General features: G+C 63.1%; 18 protein-coding genes. 7 read left to right on the top strand and 11 right to left on the bottom strand.

Translation table 11 applies throughout. The features are described from left to right. Positions 1-6: 6 nt before the first annotated feature. The 3 genes from U4960_RS08535 (at position 7) to U4960_RS08525 (ending at position 2,945) form a co-directional block, all read left to right on the top strand. Positions 7-333 (top strand): FtsB family cell division protein, encoded by a 327-nt coding sequence (locus U4960_RS08535; RefSeq protein WP_324260230.1) that lies wholly within the window; start codon positions 7-9, stop codon positions 331-333. 146 nt (positions 334-479) lie between these two features. Then, on the top strand, positions 480-1,562 hold the full coding sequence (pdhA, locus tag U4960_RS08530; protein ID WP_324260229.1) for a pyruvate dehydrogenase (acetyl-transferring) E1 component subunit alpha: 1,083 nt from the start codon (positions 480-482) through the stop codon (positions 1,560-1,562). A 3-nt stretch (positions 1,563-1,565) separates the two neighbouring features. After that, positions 1,566-2,945: a pyruvate dehydrogenase complex E1 component subunit beta gene (locus U4960_RS08525; RefSeq protein WP_324260228.1), complete on the top strand. Its 1,380-nt coding sequence runs from the start codon at positions 1,566-1,568 to the stop codon at positions 2,943-2,945. Positions 2,946-2,951: 6 nt separating this feature from the next. On the opposite strand, the gene U4960_RS08520 is transcribed toward U4960_RS08525, so the two are convergent. The 6 genes from U4960_RS08520 to U4960_RS08495 all read right to left on the bottom strand — a co-directional run bounded on the left by U4960_RS08520 (position 2,952) and on the right by U4960_RS08495 (position 8,536). Then, positions 2,952-3,674, bottom strand: a complete 723-nt coding sequence (locus U4960_RS08520; protein WP_324260227.1) for a TadE/TadG family type IV pilus assembly protein — start codon at positions 3,672-3,674, stop codon at positions 2,952-2,954. Next, the gene (locus U4960_RS08515; RefSeq protein ID WP_324260226.1) at positions 3,674-4,267 is read right to left on the bottom strand and encodes a TadE/TadG family type IV pilus assembly protein; all 594 of its coding nucleotides are present in this window, start codon (positions 4,265-4,267) and stop codon (positions 3,674-3,676) included. The genes U4960_RS08520 and U4960_RS08515 overlap by 1 nt, the downstream gene beginning before the upstream one ends. Beyond that, positions 4,264-6,252, bottom strand: a complete 1,989-nt coding sequence (locus U4960_RS08510) for a Tad domain-containing protein (RefSeq protein ID WP_324260225.1) — start codon at positions 6,250-6,252, stop codon at positions 4,264-4,266. Before U4960_RS08510 ends, U4960_RS08515 begins: the two co-directional genes overlap by 4 nt. Before the next feature lie 96 nt (positions 6,253-6,348). After that, positions 6,349-6,798 carry a TadE/TadG family type IV pilus assembly protein gene (locus U4960_RS08505; protein ID WP_324260224.1) on the bottom strand — a complete coding sequence of 150 codons (450 nt, stop codon included), beginning with the start codon at positions 6,796-6,798 and terminating at the stop codon, positions 6,349-6,351. Then, positions 6,795-7,247: a TadE/TadG family type IV pilus assembly protein gene (locus U4960_RS08500; RefSeq protein ID WP_324260223.1), complete on the bottom strand. Its 453-nt coding sequence runs from the start codon at positions 7,245-7,247 to the stop codon at positions 6,795-6,797. The genes U4960_RS08505 and U4960_RS08500 overlap by 4 nt, the downstream gene beginning before the upstream one ends. Before the next feature lie 5 nt (positions 7,248-7,252). After that, complete coding sequence (locus U4960_RS08495; RefSeq protein ID WP_324260222.1) at positions 7,253-8,536, bottom strand: pilus assembly protein TadG-related protein; 1,284 nt, start codon at positions 8,534-8,536, stop codon at positions 7,253-7,255. 157 nt (positions 8,537-8,693) lie between these two features. On the opposite strand from U4960_RS08495, the gene U4960_RS08490 reads away from it, so the two are divergent. Together U4960_RS08490 and U4960_RS08485 are read left to right on the top strand one after the other, a co-directional pair. Beyond that, positions 8,694-9,362: a hypothetical protein gene (locus U4960_RS08490; RefSeq protein ID WP_324260221.1), complete on the top strand. Its 669-nt coding sequence runs from the start codon at positions 8,694-8,696 to the stop codon at positions 9,360-9,362. A 32-nt stretch (positions 9,363-9,394) separates the two neighbouring features. Further along, complete coding sequence (locus U4960_RS08485; RefSeq protein WP_324260220.1) at positions 9,395-9,853, top strand: EF-hand domain-containing protein; 459 nt, start codon at positions 9,395-9,397, stop codon at positions 9,851-9,853. Here U4960_RS08485 and trmFO read toward each other — a convergent pair. Beyond that, entirely contained in the window at positions 9,850-11,226 is a 1,377-nt protein-coding gene (trmFO, locus tag U4960_RS08480) for a methylenetetrahydrofolate--tRNA-(uracil(54)-C(5))-methyltransferase (FADH(2)-oxidizing) TrmFO (RefSeq protein ID WP_324260219.1), read from the bottom strand. The genes U4960_RS08485 and trmFO overlap by 4 nt on opposite strands. 62 nt (positions 11,227-11,288) lie before the next feature. Between trmFO and U4960_RS08475 the strand changes: the two genes are divergently transcribed. Then, on the top strand, positions 11,289-11,942 hold the full coding sequence (locus U4960_RS08475) for a lysoplasmalogenase (RefSeq protein WP_324260218.1): 654 nt from the start codon (positions 11,289-11,291) through the stop codon (positions 11,940-11,942). Positions 11,943-11,962: 20 nt separating this feature from the next. Here the strand turns inward: U4960_RS08475 and gyrA are convergent, their stop codons facing one another. Beyond that, positions 11,963-14,749, bottom strand: a complete 2,787-nt coding sequence (gyrA, locus tag U4960_RS08470) for a DNA gyrase subunit A (RefSeq protein WP_324260217.1) — start codon at positions 14,747-14,749, stop codon at positions 11,963-11,965. A gap of 297 nt (positions 14,750-15,046) precedes the next feature. Between gyrA and U4960_RS08465 the strand changes: the two genes are divergently transcribed. Continuing rightward, positions 15,047-16,381: a hypothetical protein gene (locus U4960_RS08465; protein WP_324260216.1), complete on the top strand. Its 1,335-nt coding sequence runs from the start codon at positions 15,047-15,049 to the stop codon at positions 16,379-16,381. 66 nt (positions 16,382-16,447) lie between these two features. Here U4960_RS08465 and U4960_RS08460 read toward each other — a convergent pair whose 3' ends face one another. Genes U4960_RS08460 through U4960_RS08450 form a run of 3 tightly spaced genes read right to left on the bottom strand, consistent with a single transcriptional unit; the run spans position 16,448 to position 18,166 of the window. Then, positions 16,448-17,176 carry an NYN domain-containing protein gene (locus tag U4960_RS08460; RefSeq protein WP_324260215.1) on the bottom strand — a complete coding sequence of 243 codons (729 nt, stop codon included), beginning with the start codon at positions 17,174-17,176 and terminating at the stop codon, positions 16,448-16,450. Between the two features lie 40 nt (positions 17,177-17,216). Continuing rightward, a complete protein-coding gene (locus U4960_RS08455) occupies positions 17,217-17,858 on the bottom strand; it encodes a carbonic anhydrase (protein ID WP_324260214.1) in 642 nt (213 codons plus the stop codon). Beyond that, positions 17,858-18,166, bottom strand: a complete 309-nt coding sequence (locus U4960_RS08450; RefSeq protein ID WP_324260213.1) for a P-II family nitrogen regulator — start codon at positions 18,164-18,166, stop codon at positions 17,858-17,860. The genes U4960_RS08455 and U4960_RS08450 overlap by 1 nt, the downstream gene beginning before the upstream one ends. Positions 18,167-18,177: the final 11 nt, after the last annotated feature.

Below are 18,177 nucleotides of genomic sequence, written 5' to 3'. Positions count from 1 at the left end.
GACGTCATGACACGCCAGGGACATCAGATAAGTCTGCCAAGGGAACAACTGGTCCACTTGCTGGCTCTTGGCGCCCTGCTGGTCATGGGGGGTCTCGTAATCGCCGGCCCGGGAGGTCTGCTGTCGTGGCGGGAAAACCTCGAACTGCTTGAGCGGCGCGAGGCTCATATCGCGGCGCTCAGCGAGGAGCGGGACGTCCTGCGCAACCGCATTGACCTGCTCCATCCCGACCATGCCGATCCCGACCTGACCGGCGAACTGCTGCGCCAGAACCTGAACGTGGTTCACCCGGACGAGGTGGTTCTCCCGCTGGAACCGGCACCACAACCCTGAGGGGCTGCGGCAAGCGAGGCGACCTGCTGTAATCGTATGCATCTGGCCGCAAACGTTGCGTGCCGTAACGGCTTGTGCCTATAGCTGGCGCAGCAAAAACTGCCCGCCTCCTCCCCAGGGCCGGGCCAAGCAAGGATCGTTGCATCTTGGCCAAGACCGCCAGCACCCGCAAAGCTCCGGCTGACAAGAAAGCCGCTGCCGCCGATGGTTCCTTCGTTCTGCATTCACTGCAGGATGCCCATGAAAAAGCGCCAAAATATCCGGCGACCGCCGAAGAAATGCTGCATTTCTACGAGCAGATGCTGCTGATCCGCCGGTTTGAGGAGAAGGCCGGGCAACTTTACGGCCTCGGCCTTATCGGTGGTTTCTGCCACCTCTATATCGGCCAGGAAGCGGTGGCGATCGGCCTGCAATCGGCGCTTGATAACGAGCGTGACAGCGTGATCACCGGCTATCGCGACCATGGCCATATGCTGGCCTACGGAATCGATCCCAAGGTGATCATGGCCGAGCTGACCGGGCGCCAGGCCGGGATCTCCAAGGGGAAGGGCGGCTCGATGCACATGTTCAGCACCGAGCACAAATTCTATGGCGGCCACGGCATCGTCGGCGCGCAGGTGTCGCTGGGCGGCGGGCTCGCTCTGGCACACCAGTATCGCGGCGATGGCGGACTTTGCCTGGCCTACTTCGGTGATGGCGCAGCCAACCAGGGGCAGGTCTACGAAACCTTCAACATGGCCGCCCTGTGGGGGCTGCCGATCGTGTTCGTGATCGAGAACAATGGCTATGCCATGGGTACTGCCGTGGGCCGTTCGAGCGCGGAAACCGAATTCTATCGCCGGGGCACCGCCTTCCGCATTCCGGGCATGAAAGTTGACGGGATGGACGTGCTCCAGGTCCGCCAGGCCGCCGAAATCGCCTTTGCCCACGTTCGCAGCGGCAAGGGGCCGGTCCTGCTCGAATGCGTCACCTACCGCTATCGCGGACATTCGATGTCTGATCCGGCCAAGTACCGCAGCCGCGAGGAAGTGCAGGACATGCGGGACAACCGCGACCCCATCGAAGGCCTGAAGAAGACCCTGCTGGAGCAGGGCAAGACCGAGGACGAATTGAAGGCGATCGACAAGGACATTCGCAAGATCGTGGCTGAATCGGCTGATTTCGCGGAAAATTCACCAGAGCCTGCGCCCGGTGAACTCTACACCGATGTTCTGGTGGGGGAGTATTGAGCTATGGCAATCGAACTCAAGATGCCCGCACTTTCTCCGACCATGGAAGAAGGGACCCTGGCCCGCTGGCTCAAGCAGGAGGGGGACGAGATCCGGTCAGGCGATGTGATCGCCGAGATCGAGACCGACAAGGCGACGATGGAATTCGAAGCTGTCGATGAAGGGACGCTGGGCAAGATCCTGGTGGCCGAGGGAACCGAGGGCGTGAAAGTGGGAACCGTGATTGCGGTGATGGCGGGCGAGGGGGAAGACGCCGCTTCTCCGCCAGCACCTGCACCCCAAGCCACTGCCGAACCGGCGCCTGAACCCGAAAAGCAGGCCGCACCCGAAAAGCAGGCCGCACCGGAAAAACCGAAGGCACAGCCCAAGTCCGATCCGGAAGTGCCGCACGGCACCAACATGAAGACCATCACCCTGCGTGAGGCCCTGCGCGACGCCATGGCCGAGGAAATGCGCCGTGACGACCGCGTGTTCGTGATGGGCGAGGAAGTGGCCCAGTATCAGGGTGCCTACAAGGTCACCCAGGGCCTGCTGGACGAATTCGGGCCGAAGCGGGTGATCGATACCCCGATCACCGAATATGGCTTTGCCGGGATAGGCACCGGTGCCGCGATGGGTGGCCTGCGCCCGGTGGTCGAGTTCATGACTTTCAACTTCGCGATGCAGGCGATTGATCATATTATCAATTCTGCCGCGAAGACCAACTATATGTCAGGCGGCCAGATGCGCTGCCCGGTGGTTTTCCGCGGACCCAACGGAGCTGCGAGCCGTGTTGGCGCACAGCACAGCCAGAACTACGGGCCCTGGTATGCCAGCGTTCCGGGTCTGATCGTGATCGCGCCCTATGATGCGAGCGATGCCAAGGGCTTGCTCAAAGCCGCGATCCGCAGCGACGATCCGGTGGTGTTCCTCGAAAACGAGCTGCTTTACGGGCGCACGTTCGAATTGCCCGAGCTTGACGATCACGTGCTGCCGATCGGCAAGGCGCGGGTCATGCGCGAAGGCAGCGACGTGACCATCGTCAGCTATTCGATCGGCGTCGGGCTGGCGCTGGATGCTGCCGAAACGTTAGCGGCCGAGGGCATCGAGGCCGAAGTGATTGACCTGCGCACCCTGCGCCCGCTCGATACGGAAACGATCCTCGCCAGCCTTGCCAAGACCAACCGGCTGGTAGTGGCCGAAGAAGGCTGGCCGGTTTGCTCGATCGCATCCGAAGTGATGGCCGTGTGCATGGAGCAGGGCTTCGATGATCTCGATGCGCCGGTCCTGCGGGTCTGCAACGAAGACGTCCCGTTGCCCTATGCGGCCAATCTCGAAAAACTGGCGCTCATCGATGCAGGCCGGATCGTGGAGGCGGTCAGGAAGGTCAGCTATCACGACTAGGCGCCGCTAGAAATTCCAGTTCCAGCCACCGCTGGCGCGGCGGGCCGGCATATCGTCGCGGAACTGGTCGAACTTGTCACAGGTGGCTGGTTCGGCCGGGCTGGACGGATCTTCCTGGTAAATCTGGGTCAGATCGCGGCTGTCGCGGACAGTGAAGGAGGCGTAGGTGCGGATCATCCGGTCGCCCACCCAGGCATCGGTGATCAGGGGCTGATATTCGTACACGACCTCGACGAACATCACCGCATCGCCCGGCATCGCCAGGACTTCCTCCCCCTCAGGCCCCATTCCCACGAAGGAAGGGTCACCCTTGCCGTCGCCTTCTTCTCCGTAGGACGACTCCGCCGGGAAAATGCCCTTGCAGCGCTGCCAGTGGATCCACTGCTGCGAACCGCTCGGATCGTCCGGATCGGTCTCCAGGCTGCTGATGATGACCCGGCCGAAACGGTAGAGGTTGATTTGCCCGCCCGCCTGGAGGTCGGCCCCCATCAACAGGTCGATCATGTCGGTCTCGGTAATCGGCCGGTTGATGAGGGCCGTGTCATCCCCGATGCGCGAAGCGTTGTCCGCAATCATCAGCGCTGCCTGGCTGACCTTCATATGGGTGACGGCAAGGTTGGCCGCTTCCAGACCGCCCAGAGCAGCGGTCAGCACCAGCGGGGCGGCGAGCGCCATCTCGGTAATGGCGACGGCGCGCTGGTCACCAAGGAGCCTGCGGAACAACTTCATCACACGCCCCCGCCGTTGCAGTTGCGGACCTTTTTCTGCTTGTCCTGCTGCCGGAAGGGCTGGTTGCGCAGCATAGTCCGGCCGACAACCGTGTTCTGTTCCGACCATCCGGCAAGCGATGGCATCGGGAACAGGCGATCATAGACCACGTCAACCTGGAACACGACCACGTCGCGGGCATTGCCCTGGCCATCCTTGCCGCGGGCACGATCGCGGGTCCCATTCCCGTTCACGTCTTCGTAGGGTTCGCCATCGTTGCATTCGCCGTCGCCGTTGAGATCGGTGAACGGCTCCATCCGGTCGATCGTGGCGTACTTGGTATGGAAGGCCCGCTTGAAGGTGATTTGCGCATCGGGTGCAACGCGTCCCACCTGCCTGCGAACCGCCCCTTCAATCCGGCCCAGCGTCGCCCGCTCGACCGTCGAATCCCGTCCGGCTTCCTGGATTGCACCGTTGACGATGGCCTGGACATACATCGTATGGCCAAGCTCGAACACGCCCATCATCAGCAGCATGGCCGCAGGCGCAACCAGAGCGAACTCGACGAGTGCAGCACCGCGCTGGTCGCGCTTCAGGAGCCTGAGTTGCCTCATTGCGAAATCCTGAGGTCACCGAGTGAGGCAGCGATCGTCTCGAACGCCTGCGACAGCTGCGCGGCATCGCTGGCCTCGAAATAGCGGCCCTCGCCCGCGCATTCGGTCATCACCGGATTGAGCTCGGTTCCGAAGGCAATCACCCACACGGTAATGTTGCGCTTCTTCACTTCCTTGCAGGCGGTCAGGAAACGCTGCTCTACCGTCTCAGCCAGCGTCAGCGGCGAAGACTGGCTCCACCGCCGCTGGTCGAGCGCATCAACGCCGTAGGTGCCATAGGCCAGGTCATAGGGCTCGGTCTGGCCGTCGGTCAGGAAGATCAGGTTGCGGTTAGTCGGCTTGTTGACAGAGACGTCGGCATTTTCGCTGGCAAACAGGCCCGTTGGCGACAGCAATCGGCCGCCCCAGATCATGCCGATGTCGTGATAGGTCGCTCCTTCAGGCGAGAGTTTGGCCAGATAGCTATTGAGTGCGCTTGAATCCATTTCGCCAAGTTTCTGGGCTGGAGCTGGGCAGCCCGAAAACCACCAGCGCCCGGTATCGGCGAAATTCTGGGTCGAAGTGACTTCTTCGGGCGTAATCGTCCCCCAGCCGGTACCACGGATTGAGCGGACGTAGATCATGTCGCGGTAGCGCGGACGCCACTGGGTGGCAGGTTGGTTCGCCCGGGGAACAAGATCGATATCGAGATCGAGTGCGCGGGTCAGGTCGACATTGTCGTAGTCGTCGATTTCGTAGGTGTCGCGCTCTTCGATGCAACCGGCGGTCTGGGTGCGCCAACCTGTCACACTCATCGATATCGGCCGATAACGCCATTCGGTCACTGCTCCGCTATAAGCCGGATGGTAGATGTGGTCATACGTCTGGACCAGGTTGTCGTATGTGACCCGCTCAAGGTGGCAATTGCCGTCATAGCGGTTGTAATAATAGCTGCCGTTCTCAGTGATCCGATTGTGATTGATCTTTTTGGTGCCTGCGGGCGGCCCGACGTACGGTTCCGTCCTGGAGGAAATCAGCTCATACTTGGCGGTGAAATCACTTGCCGGAACAGCTCCGTCACAGGTGTAATAACCGGACGTGCCACCGCTGGGACCTTGATCGACGGACCCTGACCCGGTCGGTGGCGTGCCAGGCCTCCAGGTTGGGGCATAGGTTCTGATCGTGGTCGGCGTGCCTGCTACGCCAGACACGTACGTCCAGGCCTCGGTGTAGTCGCGCTCGTAAACACTCGTGCTTGAACCGACGGATTCGCGCGACTGGTAAGTCCAGTTGCGCACCACCCAGTTGTTGCTCAGCAAGTGGCCAACATTGATGTTGGTGGCATAAGGCACAAAACCATAGCGGATGCGGACACCCGGCGGCTTGTTGCCTTCGATCTCGGCGTGGAAATCGCGGATCACCTGCTTCATCGATTCCATGCGGGTCTGGCTGTCGCCGGAGTTGGTGGTCCTCATCGACCCGGTGGAATCGAGCACCATCATCAGGTCGAGGTTCTGGAAGCTGAGCACGGCCTCGCATTCCACGTCGACCTGGACTTCCTCGAACCCGAAGATCGACATGACGGCGGTCGGCACGGTCACGGCGGCTTCGCCGGAAATCGAATAGTCTTCCTCCAGATACATCTGGAACGAGCGGTCCTCAGTGCCGTAGCTGCCGTCACGGAAGTTGAGATTGAAGAAACGGTCGCCGATCTGGGCCACATCGTCGGGCACGACGCCGGTGACGACGGCTTGCGAGCCGAGCCGCTTGCGCGCCGCGAGCACCCCGGCGTCACAGGCCTGCTGCAGCCGGGATTCGGCCAGGTAAGCACGGCTCATGTCCACGCCGCCGCCAATCATCCCCATCAGCGGGAGCAAGGCCGCAGCCATAAGCATCAGGGTGTTGCCGGAGGTGTCCTGCGCCAGCCGGCGCAGAAACGGTGGCGGTCCGGCCGGACAGCTGCGTTCGCCTGATGCGGCTATGGTTGCGGGGCGTTGAATATCCACGCAAAATGCCTAGCACCGGTGCAAGCAATGTTTCGCAAACGGATATGGTAAACTGCGGGTTAAACCGGCCGCGTGATCTGCACCAGGCAGGCTTGCTTACGGCGCGGTTGGGGCGACCACGAAGACCGGCCGCTCGTAGGTTAACGTAGCTGCGCCCAGGTCTGCAAAGGGCAGGAAGCTTTCCAGCGTATAGTCCACGTCGATGCTGAATTCGTTGGCCCCGGCCACCCGGCTGGTCACCACAGGCTGGATGTCGATCTCCAGCCTGTCGGAATCGAGCATGTAGGGGGCAGCCGTGGCGATGCTGACCATGACCGCATGGATTTCCAGCGGCGCAAGGTCGTTGCCCTTCTGGTATTCGACCGCCACGAAGCGCGCCGTATCGGACACCACAGATCGCACCGCATTGTAGTTCTGCACATAGATTGCGACCTGGAACACGCCGAACATCAGCATGAACATGACAGGCGCCAAGAGGGCGAACTCGATGATGACCGAGCCGCCGCGCGCGCGCAGCAGTTGGCGAAGGGATCTGATGCGTCTCACGAAACCTGCACCGTCCGCTCGACATTGAGGGCGATGGGTGCGCCCACGCCGAAGTCCGTCCAGACCGGATCATAGGTGTCTGTCACCACGATCCGGACATAGGAACTAACGATATCATCCTCGTCACATTGGCTTGGTGCCGACCGCATGGTGGTTTCCGCGTTGCAACGGAACTGGCGGGTGAGGGTGATCTGGTCCTCGTCCAGCGACAGCGAGGTCTCGAGGATGTCGGAAATCGTCGCCAGCTCGACGGTAGCGCCACTGGCCGCCGCCAGCGCAATCGCCTCGCCTTCGGCCGCAGCAGTCTGCAGTTCATGCTGGCGCGACACAAGGCTGCCGACCTCGAAGCTGCCCAGCGCGAGCACCGCGAGAACGGGCGCAACAAGCGCCGTCTCGATCGCGATCGAGCCGCGCCGGTCGCGCAGGAAGGCCGAAAAGAGATGCGCCATGGCGATCATCTGACCAGCTTGACCCCGGCCAGGGCACTGCCGACCGACGTTGCTTCATTGGTCGGGCACAGCGTCTCCAGCATGGCATTACCCAGGATTTCAATGGTGTAGGCCGAAAGCTGCAGGCACTGCGCGCTCACATCCGCGGTGCCGAGCACGCGCAGGTTGCTCGAGGGCAGGTAAATCAGCCCCTCGATCAGCGAATCGGAGTTGCCGTTGAAGGTATGCCCCGGGTTCGGCACGCTGTTGTCACGATGTTCGAACACCAGAATATCCGACAGCTGGTCGGCCTGGTCCGCATAAGGCGTGCCGAGAAAATCGGAGGCCGACATCGGCGTCAGGCGGATGGAGTTGCTGTTGCCGTTGCCGCCGAAATGCATCGTTGCGCCATTCTTGAGCACGAACATGATCCCGGAGCCGGTCACATTGTAGTTCGCCGCGAGGTCGAGCGTGCCACCGTCGATGACGTAAATGCCGCTGGCGAGCACCGTGGTGCAGCTGACCACCAGGCCCGCATAGGTGCCGGGGAGCAGTGATGCCTGGGCATTCTTGCCCTTACCGGTGCATTTGTAGGTGCGGTTCGTATCATTCGTCGGCGGTTCAAGCTCGGCGTAGATGTCTTCCAGGCCGCGTACGCCCTCAGCCGTAACGTCCTCGTTTTCGTCCGGCACGTCGACCGTGCCGCAAGCGGCAATCGAATCCGTCGACACATTGGCCGAGCCATCGATCACAATCGCGTTTTCGTCACAGGACAGGGCAGCAAGACCACACTGCGCGCGAACCGTGGCGTTCCCGCCGATGGAGGTGCCGGTTCCTTCGTCGGTCAGCGAGATGAGACAGGCGTTGTAGTTCAACCCTTCCGCAAAGCTCGCCTGCGCAGTGGCGCGTACCGTGGCCGCACTGCCAGTCAGAAAGCTGCTGAACGGCAGCAGTTTGGAAGCCGTCGCGCTCACCACCACGCTGTTGGCGCTACCGCCCGCATAATCCTGAACCGAAACCGAAGGTTCCGAGACGAAATCGCTGGTCTTGGAGATGTTCGCGTCGAATTCCTGCAGGGCCCGCGTGGACCAGGTATCCTCGGATTCCTCGCGGGCCAGGGCCCATGCCCCGGCATAGGCGGCCTGATCGACCGAGTGCTGCAATTCGCGCTTCCACATGTACCACTGCGCCGTATCGATGGCGAAGCCGCCCGCGCCGATCAGTGCCGGCGCCCCAAGGGCCACCAGCAGTGTCGCGTTGCCGCTGCGGCTGTGGCGCAGCTTGCCGAAGAAGTCCGAAAATGCCCCCATGGCGTTGGTTTTCCTCTGGGTACAGTAAGTCTCGGATGCCGACATAGAGGGTCGTGGTAACGGGATTGCCAAGTCTCATGGTTAACCAAGGGTAAAATCACGATAGCCGCCAATCCCGGTCTTGACGCGCTTTGTCTGCGGGGCGCAGGGGAGCGCCATGCCCGATTCCGACCTCCTGCCGCCGGCCCAGCGTATTGCCCTGGGCTATGCCCCGGTCGGGGATCGCGGGGCATGGTCGGCACTGCTGCATTTCGACGTGCGGCTGGCCGGCGTCATCACCCAGGCGCGCGAGCCGATGCTGGCGCAAATCCGGCTGGCCTGGTGGCGCGACACACTCGCCCTGCCGCCCGAGATGCGGCCTCGCGGCGACACGCTGCTCGACACCCTCAGCCAGGAATTGCGCGGAATAGAGGATGCGCTGGTGGGGATGGCCGCAGCCTGGGAAGTGATGCTGGCCGAGCCGCCTGTGACGCAAGAAGTCCTCGGGGAATATCTGTCGCAGCGGGCTGCTGCCTATGCCGCCCTGCACACCCTGCTTTGCCCTGAAGACCAACACGGTAATGGCAAAGCCGCTGCGGAGCAGGCTGCGCGCTTCTGGGTGCTGGGCGACACCCTGCCACGATTGAGCGATCTGCAAGAGCGGGCGCAGGCGGGGGCGCTGGCCACAGCACTCCCGACAAGGCCGGAACCACTGCCGCGCGCCATGCGGCCGCTCGCGGTCCTCGCCGCACTTGGCCGCCGTTCGATTGGCGGAGGCGGGATCGAGCCTCTCTCCGACCGGATCGACGCGCTGGTTGCAATGCGGGTTGGCATGTTCGGAAGATGAGGTAAGCTCCTGGAGGATAAGGGGGCGCAGGCATGAAGCAGGTGGTCTTGGGGGCAGTCGGCGCGCTGGTGCTGGCCGGGGTGGGCCTGTTCTGGTGGCAGGGCCGGGCCCAGGTCGAGGAAGGCGCCCCGCCGCCTGAGCCGGTCGCCACAGAACCGGCACCTGATAGCCTTCCGGCTGCCGATATTGCCGGGCTGCGAGGGCCTGCTCCACCCGAAGCGACGGAGCTCACCCGAGAAGAGCGCCGCTTTTTCCGTTATGACCGCAACCGCGACCGCAAGATCAGCCGGAACGAGATGCTGTCCACCCGGACGGATGCTTTCCGCGCGCTGGACAAAGACGGCAACAACCTGCTGACGTTCGAGGAATGGGCGGTGACCACTGTCGACCGTTTTGAAGGGGCGGACAAGGATGGGAACGGCGAACTCTCGGCAGCAGAATTCGCCACCACGGCACCCAAGCGACCCAACCGGCCTGCCTGCCGCTGCTAAGCCAGCACCGGCTCGACCAGATCTGTTTCAGCCAGCCAGTCCCCGAAATCGGCTTTGCCCCGCTCGGTATAGGCTTCCTTGCGCGATTTCTTCGGCACTTCGTGGAGCGGCGGAAAAAGGCCGAAATTGACGTTCATCGGCTGGAATGTCTCGGCCTCGGCGTCCCCGGTTATATGGGCGAGCAGGGCGCCGAATGCGCTGGTGCGGGGAGGGGGCGTCCATGCCCGGCCGGCCAGCTCGGCCGCCGCCATCAGCCCTGCCATCAGGCCCACGGCGGCGCTTTCCACATAGCCCTCGCAGCCGGTAATCTGCCCGGCAAAGCGGATATGCTCCGCCCCTTTCAGGCGAAGCTGGCGGTCAAGCACCAGTGGCGAGTTGAGGAACGTGTTGCGGTGGAGCCCGCCCAACCGCGCGAACTCCGCATTCTCCAGGCCGGGAATGGTCCGGAACAGGCGCACCTGCTCGGCATGTTTCAGCTTGGTCTGAAAGCCGACCATGTTCCACAGTGTGCCCAGCTTGTTGTCCTGCCGCAGCTGGACCACGGCATAGGGCCAGCGCCCTTGCGGGAACTCGGGCGTTGGATCGCGCGGATTGTCCAGCCCGACCGGCTTCATCGGGCCGTAGCGCAGGGTTTCGACACCGCGCGACGCCATGACTTCGATCGGCATGCACCCGTCGAAATAGGGCGTGCTCGCTTCCCATTCCTTGAACTCGGTCTTCTCGCCGTCGAGCAGGCCCTGATGGAAGGCGAGGTACTGCTCCTTCGTCATCGGGCAGTTGATATAGTCCTTGCCGTCGCCGCCGATGCTGTCGACCTTGTTCCAGCGGCTCTGCATCCAGCAGATATCCATGTCGATGCTGTCACGATGGACGATCGGGGCAATGGCGTCGAAGAAGGCCAGCCGGTCCTGCCCGGTTGCGGTAACGATGCTTTGCGCCAGCGCTTCGGCCGTCAGCGGCCCGGTGGCAATGATCGCGGGGCCGGAAGAGGGCAGGGCATCGATCCGCTCTCGCACAACAGTGATGTTGGACTGTGCGCCAAGCATTCGCTCGACTTCGGCGGAGAACGCCTCACGGTCGACCGCCATGGCCGATCCGGCCGGCACCCGCGCCCGCTCGCCTGCCTGCATCACCAGGCTGTCGAGCCGCCGCATCTCATGGTGCATCAGCCCGACCGCATTCTTGGTATCGTCATCAGAGCGGAAACTGTTGGAACAGACCAGTTCGGCCAGACCATCGGTTTCATGGGCCGGGGTGCCCGAACCGCTGCCGCGCATTTCCGACAGCCGCACCCGAAAGCCGCGCCGCGCCAGCTGCCAGGCAGCCTCGGATCCGGCCAGTCCGCCGCCGATCACGTGTATGTCATGGGTCATCCCGGACACCTACCGCTTGTGTCGCACCACCATCAAGCCCTAGGAGCGCGGGAGGAGGGAAAATGTCGCGCGCAGCACTGATCGAACACCGTCCTTGGCTGCTCGCGAGCATTGTCGCTGCGGTAGCCTATTACGCCCTCTCGGACGCTCCACTGGGCGGCATACAGCTGATGGTGCTGAAGGCGCTCGGGGTGGCTTTCCTCGCGGCTTATGCCCTGCGCCGGGCTCCGGGTCACGATGGCCGGTTGATTGCTATCGTGATGGCACTGGGCGCCGTGGGTGACGCTGCGATCGAGGTCAGCTTTATTGCGGGTGGCAGCGCATTCTTCCTGGGGCATCTGGTCGCAATCGGCCTGTACCTGCGCAATCGGCGGGCCCAGACGACGGCCAGCCAGCGTCTGGCGGCTGTCGCCTTGCTGGTGGCTACGCCATTGATCGCCTGGTTGCTCAGCCGTGATGCCGCAGTTGCGCTCTATTCCGTGGCACTGGGGGCCATGGCGGCGGCTGCATGGAGCAGCCGGTTCGGCCGCTACCGGGTGGGAACGGGCGCTGTGCTGTTCGTGGTTTCCGACTGGCTGATCTTCACCCGGATGGGGCCCATCGGGGAGAACCTGCTCGCCGACTGGCTGATCTGGCCGCTGTATTATTCCGGGCAGTTCCTGATTGCGACCGGAGTGGTGCAGGCCCTCAGGCGGCACACCCCGCGCGCCGCCTGAAATCCACTGCATTCCAGCGCTTATTCGCCGTCTGTACCGCCTGCGTCATCGCCAGATGCTGAAGCCTCCGGCACGATGGCGTCGGTCGTGCGTCCGGCCATTTCCTCGACGATGGCTTCCTCAGCCGGATTTTCCGGTTCTTCCTGCTCGTCGATCCGAACCGCGCTGACCACGTTTTCGCCGTCGGACACATCGAACAGGCGAACACCGGCCGAGCCGCGCCCGATTACCCGCAAGGTGTGCAACCCGATCCGGATCAGCTTGGCCTGGTCGGTCACCAGCAGCAACTGATCCGACGGGGTCGCCGGGAAGCTGGCGACAACCGGCCCGTTGCGGGCAATGTTGTCGATGTTGGTAATGCCTTGCCCGCCACGCCCGGTGCGGCGGTATTCATAAGCGGACGAAAGCTTGCCGTAACCATTGGCGCAGACGGTCAGGATGAACTGTTCCCGCGCCGCCAGTTCTTCGTAGCGTTCCGGCGCAAGCTCGGGCTCGCCTTCTTTGTCGCCCTTCCAAGGGGCGAAGCGCAGGTATTGCTCGCGCTCTTCGCTGTCGGCGCCGACCTTGTGCAGGATCGACAGGGAGACGACCTCGTCATCACCCTTCAGCAGCATTCCGCGCACGCCGGTCGAAGTGCGCGAGGTGAATTCCCGGACTTCGTCCCCGGCGAACCGGATCGCCTTGCCCGCGCGGGTGGCGAGCAGCACGTCGTCCGAGGCATCGAGCAGGGCAACGCCGATCAGGCGATCGTCGCTGTCATCGTCGAAACGCATCGCGTACTTACCGTTCGACGGGATGTTGGCAAAGGCATCCATGCTGTTGCGCCGGACATTGCCCTTAGCCGTGGCGAACACGACCGACAGCGCACCCCAGGTGCTTTCGTCTTCCGGCAGCGGCAGGACAGTGCGGATGGTCTCCCCGGTGTCCAGCGCAGGCAGAAGATTGACGATCGGGCGCCCCCGCGTGGTTGGCCCGCCTTCGGGCAGCTTCCACACTTTCAGGCGATAGACCTTGCCGTGGGTGGAGAAGAACAGCACCGGATTGTGGGTGCTGGTGACGAACATCTCGCGCACCGCATCCTCGTCCTTGGTGGCCATTCCGCTGCGCCCCTTGCCGCCGCGATGCTGGGCACGGAAGGTCGAAAGCGGCGTGCGCTTGATGTAGCCGTCATGGGTGACGGTCACGACCATCTCGTCCCGCTCGATCAGGTCCTCGTCTTCCAGCCCGTCCCACGCCGGGGCGATCTCGCTGACGCGCGGCGTAGCGTAGAGCTCGCGGATTTCCATCAGCTCCTCTCGCATAACCGCGTAGAGTTTGACCCGGTCACCCAGGATGGCGAGATATTCCGCAATTGCGTCGGCCAGCACTTTCAGCTCGTCGCCGATTTCATCGCGTCCCAGCGCGGTCAGCCGATGGAGGCGCAGTTCGAGGATGGCCTTCACCTGCCGCTCGCTCAAACGGTAGGTACCGCCGGATTGTTCGGCATCGGGCTCGATCGCCTCGACCAGGCGGATGTACTGGGCGATGTTGCCGATAGGCCATTCGCGCACCAGCAGCTTGCCCCTCGCCTCGGCCGGGTTGGACGACCCGCGGATGATCGCGACGATCTCGTCAAGGTTGGACACTGCCACGACCAGGCCCAGCAAGATATGCGCCCGCTCGCGCGCCTTGTTCAGCTCGAACTTGGTACGGCGGGTGATCACTTCCTCGCGGAAGGTGATGAACGCCTGAATGATGTCGCGCAGGGTCAGCGTTTCGGGGCGACCGCCCCGGATCGCCAGCATGTTGGCCGGGAAGCTCGACTGGGCAGGGGTAAAGCGCCAGATCTGGTTGAGCACGACTTCTGCCGTCGCGTCGCGTTTCAGGTCCACCACCACCCGCACGCCTTCGCGGCTGGATTCGTCGCGGATGTCGGAAACGCCTTCGATCCGCTTGTCCTTGGCTGCTTCCGCGATCTTCTCGACCAGGCCGGACTTGCCGACCTGGTAAGGCATCGAAGTCAGCACGATGCTTTCGCGGTCACCGCGCGATTTCTCGATCATGTGGCGCGCCCGCATGATGATCGAGCCGCGACCGGTGGTATAGGCAGAGCGGGCGCCAGACTGACCCAGGATCAGCGGGGCCGTGGGAAAGTCCGGGCCGGGAATGATCTGGAACAGCTCCTCGCTGGTGATGAACGGGTTCTCCATATAGGCGAGGCAGCCGTCGATCACTTCGCCCAGGTTGTGCGGCGGGATATTGGTCGCCATGCCGACCGCGATCCCGCCTGCGCCATTGACCAGCAGGTTGGGGAAGCGGGCCGGCAGAACGGTCGGCTCCTGCCGGGAACCATCATAGTTTTCAGCGAAATCGACGGTGTCCTTGTCAAGATCGTCGAGCAGGCTGTTGGCGACGCGGGCGAGGCGCGCTTCGGTGTAACGCATCGAGGCCGGCGGATCGGGGTCCATCGAGCCGAAGTTGCCCTGACCATCGACCAGCGGCACCCGCATCGACCAGTCCTGCGTCATCCGCGCCAAGGCTTCGTAGATCGCGGAATCGCCGTGCGGGTGGTAGTTACCCATCACGTCACCAACGATCTTGGCGCTCTTGCGATAGGGCCGCCCGGCGACAAAGCCGCCTTCCTGGCTGGCGAACAGGATGCGCCGATGCACCGGTTTCAGACCATCGCGCACGTCGGGCAGGGCGCGGCTCACGATCACGCTCATCGCGTAATCGAGGTAGCTGGTCTTCATCTCGTCGACGATATCGATCCGTTCGAATTCGTCAGGCGCGGATGGCGGGGAAAGGGTATCGGTGGCGTCGGTCAAGATAGTTCCATTTCCGTCATTGCGGACAGGTTTTCCTGCGAAAATCCACCCTAGGTGAAGGGGGCGCAAATCGCCACCTTCGTCTTGCCAAATCGCTGGCACGCGGCGAATTTTTCCACACCTCGCTGGGGTTGCCGAAGCGCCCGGTCCGAACCGCACCTGCACAGGCCATTCAAAGCGCGTTCAGCCCGGGGCGGCGATAGGCCGTTGCAATGCGGGGGCTGACGCGGCACTAGCAAGTCGCCAGGCTACGACCCTGCCAGACACACCTTTTAACTACCCTTGGGAGACACCCAGATGTTCGCATTTACCCGCAACACCAGCCGCCGTCCGGGAGCCAGTGCGGCGCTCGCCCTTGCCCTGATGTGCGGCAGCGCGCTCGGCATGGTCGCGCTTGAGGCGCCGGCTGCCGCGCAAAAGAAGAAGAAGGAAGATACCTCGGGCAAGCCCAACTATTCCAAGGGCTTCATTGCCGCTTATACTGCGGCGGAGGCTTTGACCAAGTCTGGCGACAACCAGGGTGCCAAGGCCCAGGTGCCGACGGTGCTGGCCGCCATCGAAACCGATGATGATCGCAATGCGGCAGGCGGCCTGGTGTTCAATCTCGGTGCAGCCCTGTCCGATCAGGCCTTGCAGATGCAGGGCGTGGAAATGATGATCGCCAGCGGCAAGACCGATCCGGCCAAGCTGGGACAGTTCAATTACATCGCCTATCAGCTGGCGTCGCAGGCCGGAAATGCCGAGTCCGCTCGCAAATATCTCGCGTCCGCCATCGACCTCGGCCATACTTTCGAAGGCAAGCTGACAGACGGGACGACCCGCACTTTCGGCCCTGACGACATGCGCGGCATGATGGCCGAGACCTATTTCGATGCAGAAAACTATGCCGGCGGGTTCGATTACCTGCGCCAGCAGATTGCCCAGCGCGTGGCCGCTGGCCAACCGGTGCCGCAATCGTGGATTACCCGCGGCTTGTCGGTGGCTTACACCAACGGCCAGGCCGACTCAGCAGTCGAATTCGGCACGCTGTTCGTGAGGCACTTCCCGTCTGACACCAGCTGGGGCGACGCAATCGCGATCCAGCGCAACATGGTCGATTACGATGCCCAGCACACGCTGGACCTGCTTCGCCTTGCCGCGCGCACCAACGCCCTGCGTGATACCCGGTCCTATGTCGATTACATCGAGGCCGCCGATCCAAGGCGCCTGCCGGGCGAGGTCAAGCGGGTAGTCGAGGCGGGTGTTTCGTCCGGCAAGCTCACCTCGGGTGATGTGTTCGTCAACGAAGCCAGCACGATTGCCAATGCGCGGATTGCCGCAGACCGGGCAGACATGCCGGCGCTTGAGCGCGACGCCATGAAGCCGGGTTCGACCGCCCTGACGGCAACGGCTGCGGGCGATGCTTTCCTCAGCTACCAGGACTGGGCCAAGGCCGAAGCGATGTATTCCATCGCTGCGACCAAGCCCGGGGCTGACCTTGGCCGTGTGCTGACCCGGCTCGGCATTGCTCAGGCTGAGCAGGGCAAGACAGCCGAGGCGATCGAAACCTTCGCCAAGGTGGATGGCTCGCGCAAAAACATCGCCGATCTCTGGACGCTCTACGCTCAGCAGAAGTCCGCTCCGGCAACCTGACCGCTGAGCAAGCGGTAAAAACCGAAGAGGGGCGCGGGGCAATCGGTCCCGTGCCCCTTTTTCGTGTCAGCGCAGGCGGCGCGCGTAATAGTGGCCGTTCTCCCGTCGCTCCACCTTGAACTGGTCCAGCGTCGCGAACAGATCGGACAGGCGTTTGTAGCCGAAGTTGCGCACGTCGAAGCTTGACCGGTTGCCGGCAATCTTGCCGATCTCGCTGAGCGAGGCAAAGCCGTTCTCGTCGCGCTTGGCCGCTTTCCAGGCCGTGCCAAGCAATTCGATCAGGTCTTCATCGATCACCGCCTTGGCAGGTGTGGCAACCGGCTTGCCCGGTTCGGGTTCGTCCTTGGCGTCACGTATCAGCGCATCGATATCGATGAACCGGGTGCAGGCGGACTGGAACGCGACCGGGGTCTTTTCCTTGCTGCCAAAGCCGTAGACGATCAGGCCATCCTGCCGCAGCCGCGTCACCAGAGGGGTGAAGTCGCTGTCAGAACTCATGATCCCGAACCCGTCCACCTTGCCCTGATACAACAGGTCGATCGCGTCGATGGTCATCGCCATGTCAGTCGCGTTCTTGCCTGCGGTCAGGTCAAACTGCTGCTGCGGCCTAATTCCGTATTTGTGGGTGATCTGGTCCCACCGGGCCAGGTTGTTCTTGGCAAAGTTGCCATAGGCCCGCTTGATGTTCACCTGCCCCAGTTCGGCCATGACCGTAAGCACCGGGTCGATGCCCTTGGGCGAGGTGTTGTCGGCATCGATCAGCAGAGCGATATTCTTGAGGGAAGTTTCAGCCATCGGTTACTCCTGACTGCGACACCCTCAGAGTGCAAGCACGTTAGCTGACCGGCTCGAAATCCCCGGTGTCATCGTTAAGCACGTGCAGCACGCCTTCGGAAATCGCGAAGAATGTGCCGCGCAGCTTCAGCTCTCCGTTCGCCTCCTTCTCACGGATGCAAGGGAAGGTGCGCAGATTGTCGAGGCTGACCCGGACCCCGGCCAGTTCCATCGCCCGCTCGGCCTCGCGCCCTTCGGTTCCGTGCATGGCTGCAATCGGAGCACGCGCCTCGTCGAGCAGGTGGATCCAGTCGGCGATGAAGCCGCCTTCGCCGGGCCGGGCGCCGTGCAGTTCCTGAGTCAGCGCAGCGCGGCAACCGCCGCACATGCCATGCCCCATGACCACGATCTGCCGCACCCTGAGCACCTGGACCGCAAATTCCAGCGCGGCCGAAACGCCGTGCAGGCCCGGTGAAGTCTCGAATGGAGGGACCAGTGCGGCGACATTGCGGACCACGAAAATCTCGCCCGGATCGACGTCGAATATCTGGGCGGGATCGACCCGGCTGTCCGAGCAGCCGATGATCATCAACTTGGGGCTCTGTCCTTCTGCCGCAAGGCGGTCAAACCGGGCGCGCTGCTGGGGATAGCCGTGTTCGCGGAACCGGCGGTAACCTTCGAGAAGCTGGGAAAACTCTGGCATCAGAACCGCTCCCCCCGGATAACCTCGACGTCCCACATGGTCAGCAGCAGGCCATGGCTGGAAAGGATCGGGGCGAGGTCTTCCGCCAGCGCCATGGCCTTTTCCTGCGGCGCAATGGTGAGGACGAAGACCTTGTCGGTGCCCAGCACCCGCTCTTCGCGCCACTGCCCGTCACGCCCCTTGCCGGAGGTCACCGGAGTGACCGTCCAGCCGGTTATCCCGGCGCGGTCGATCGCGTCTGTCACCCGGCGGGCGAGAGCCGAATCGGCGAGGATTTCGATCCGCTTGCGGATGACGGTTTCGATCATGGGGCAGCTTC

The sequence above is a fragment of the Altererythrobacter sp. H2 genome (assembly GCF_035319885.1).
GTDB lineage: Bacteria > Pseudomonadota > Alphaproteobacteria > Sphingomonadales > Sphingomonadaceae > 34-65-8.
Note: the sequence above shows the minus strand (reverse complement) of the source record. Positions and strands in the feature narration are given on the sequence as shown.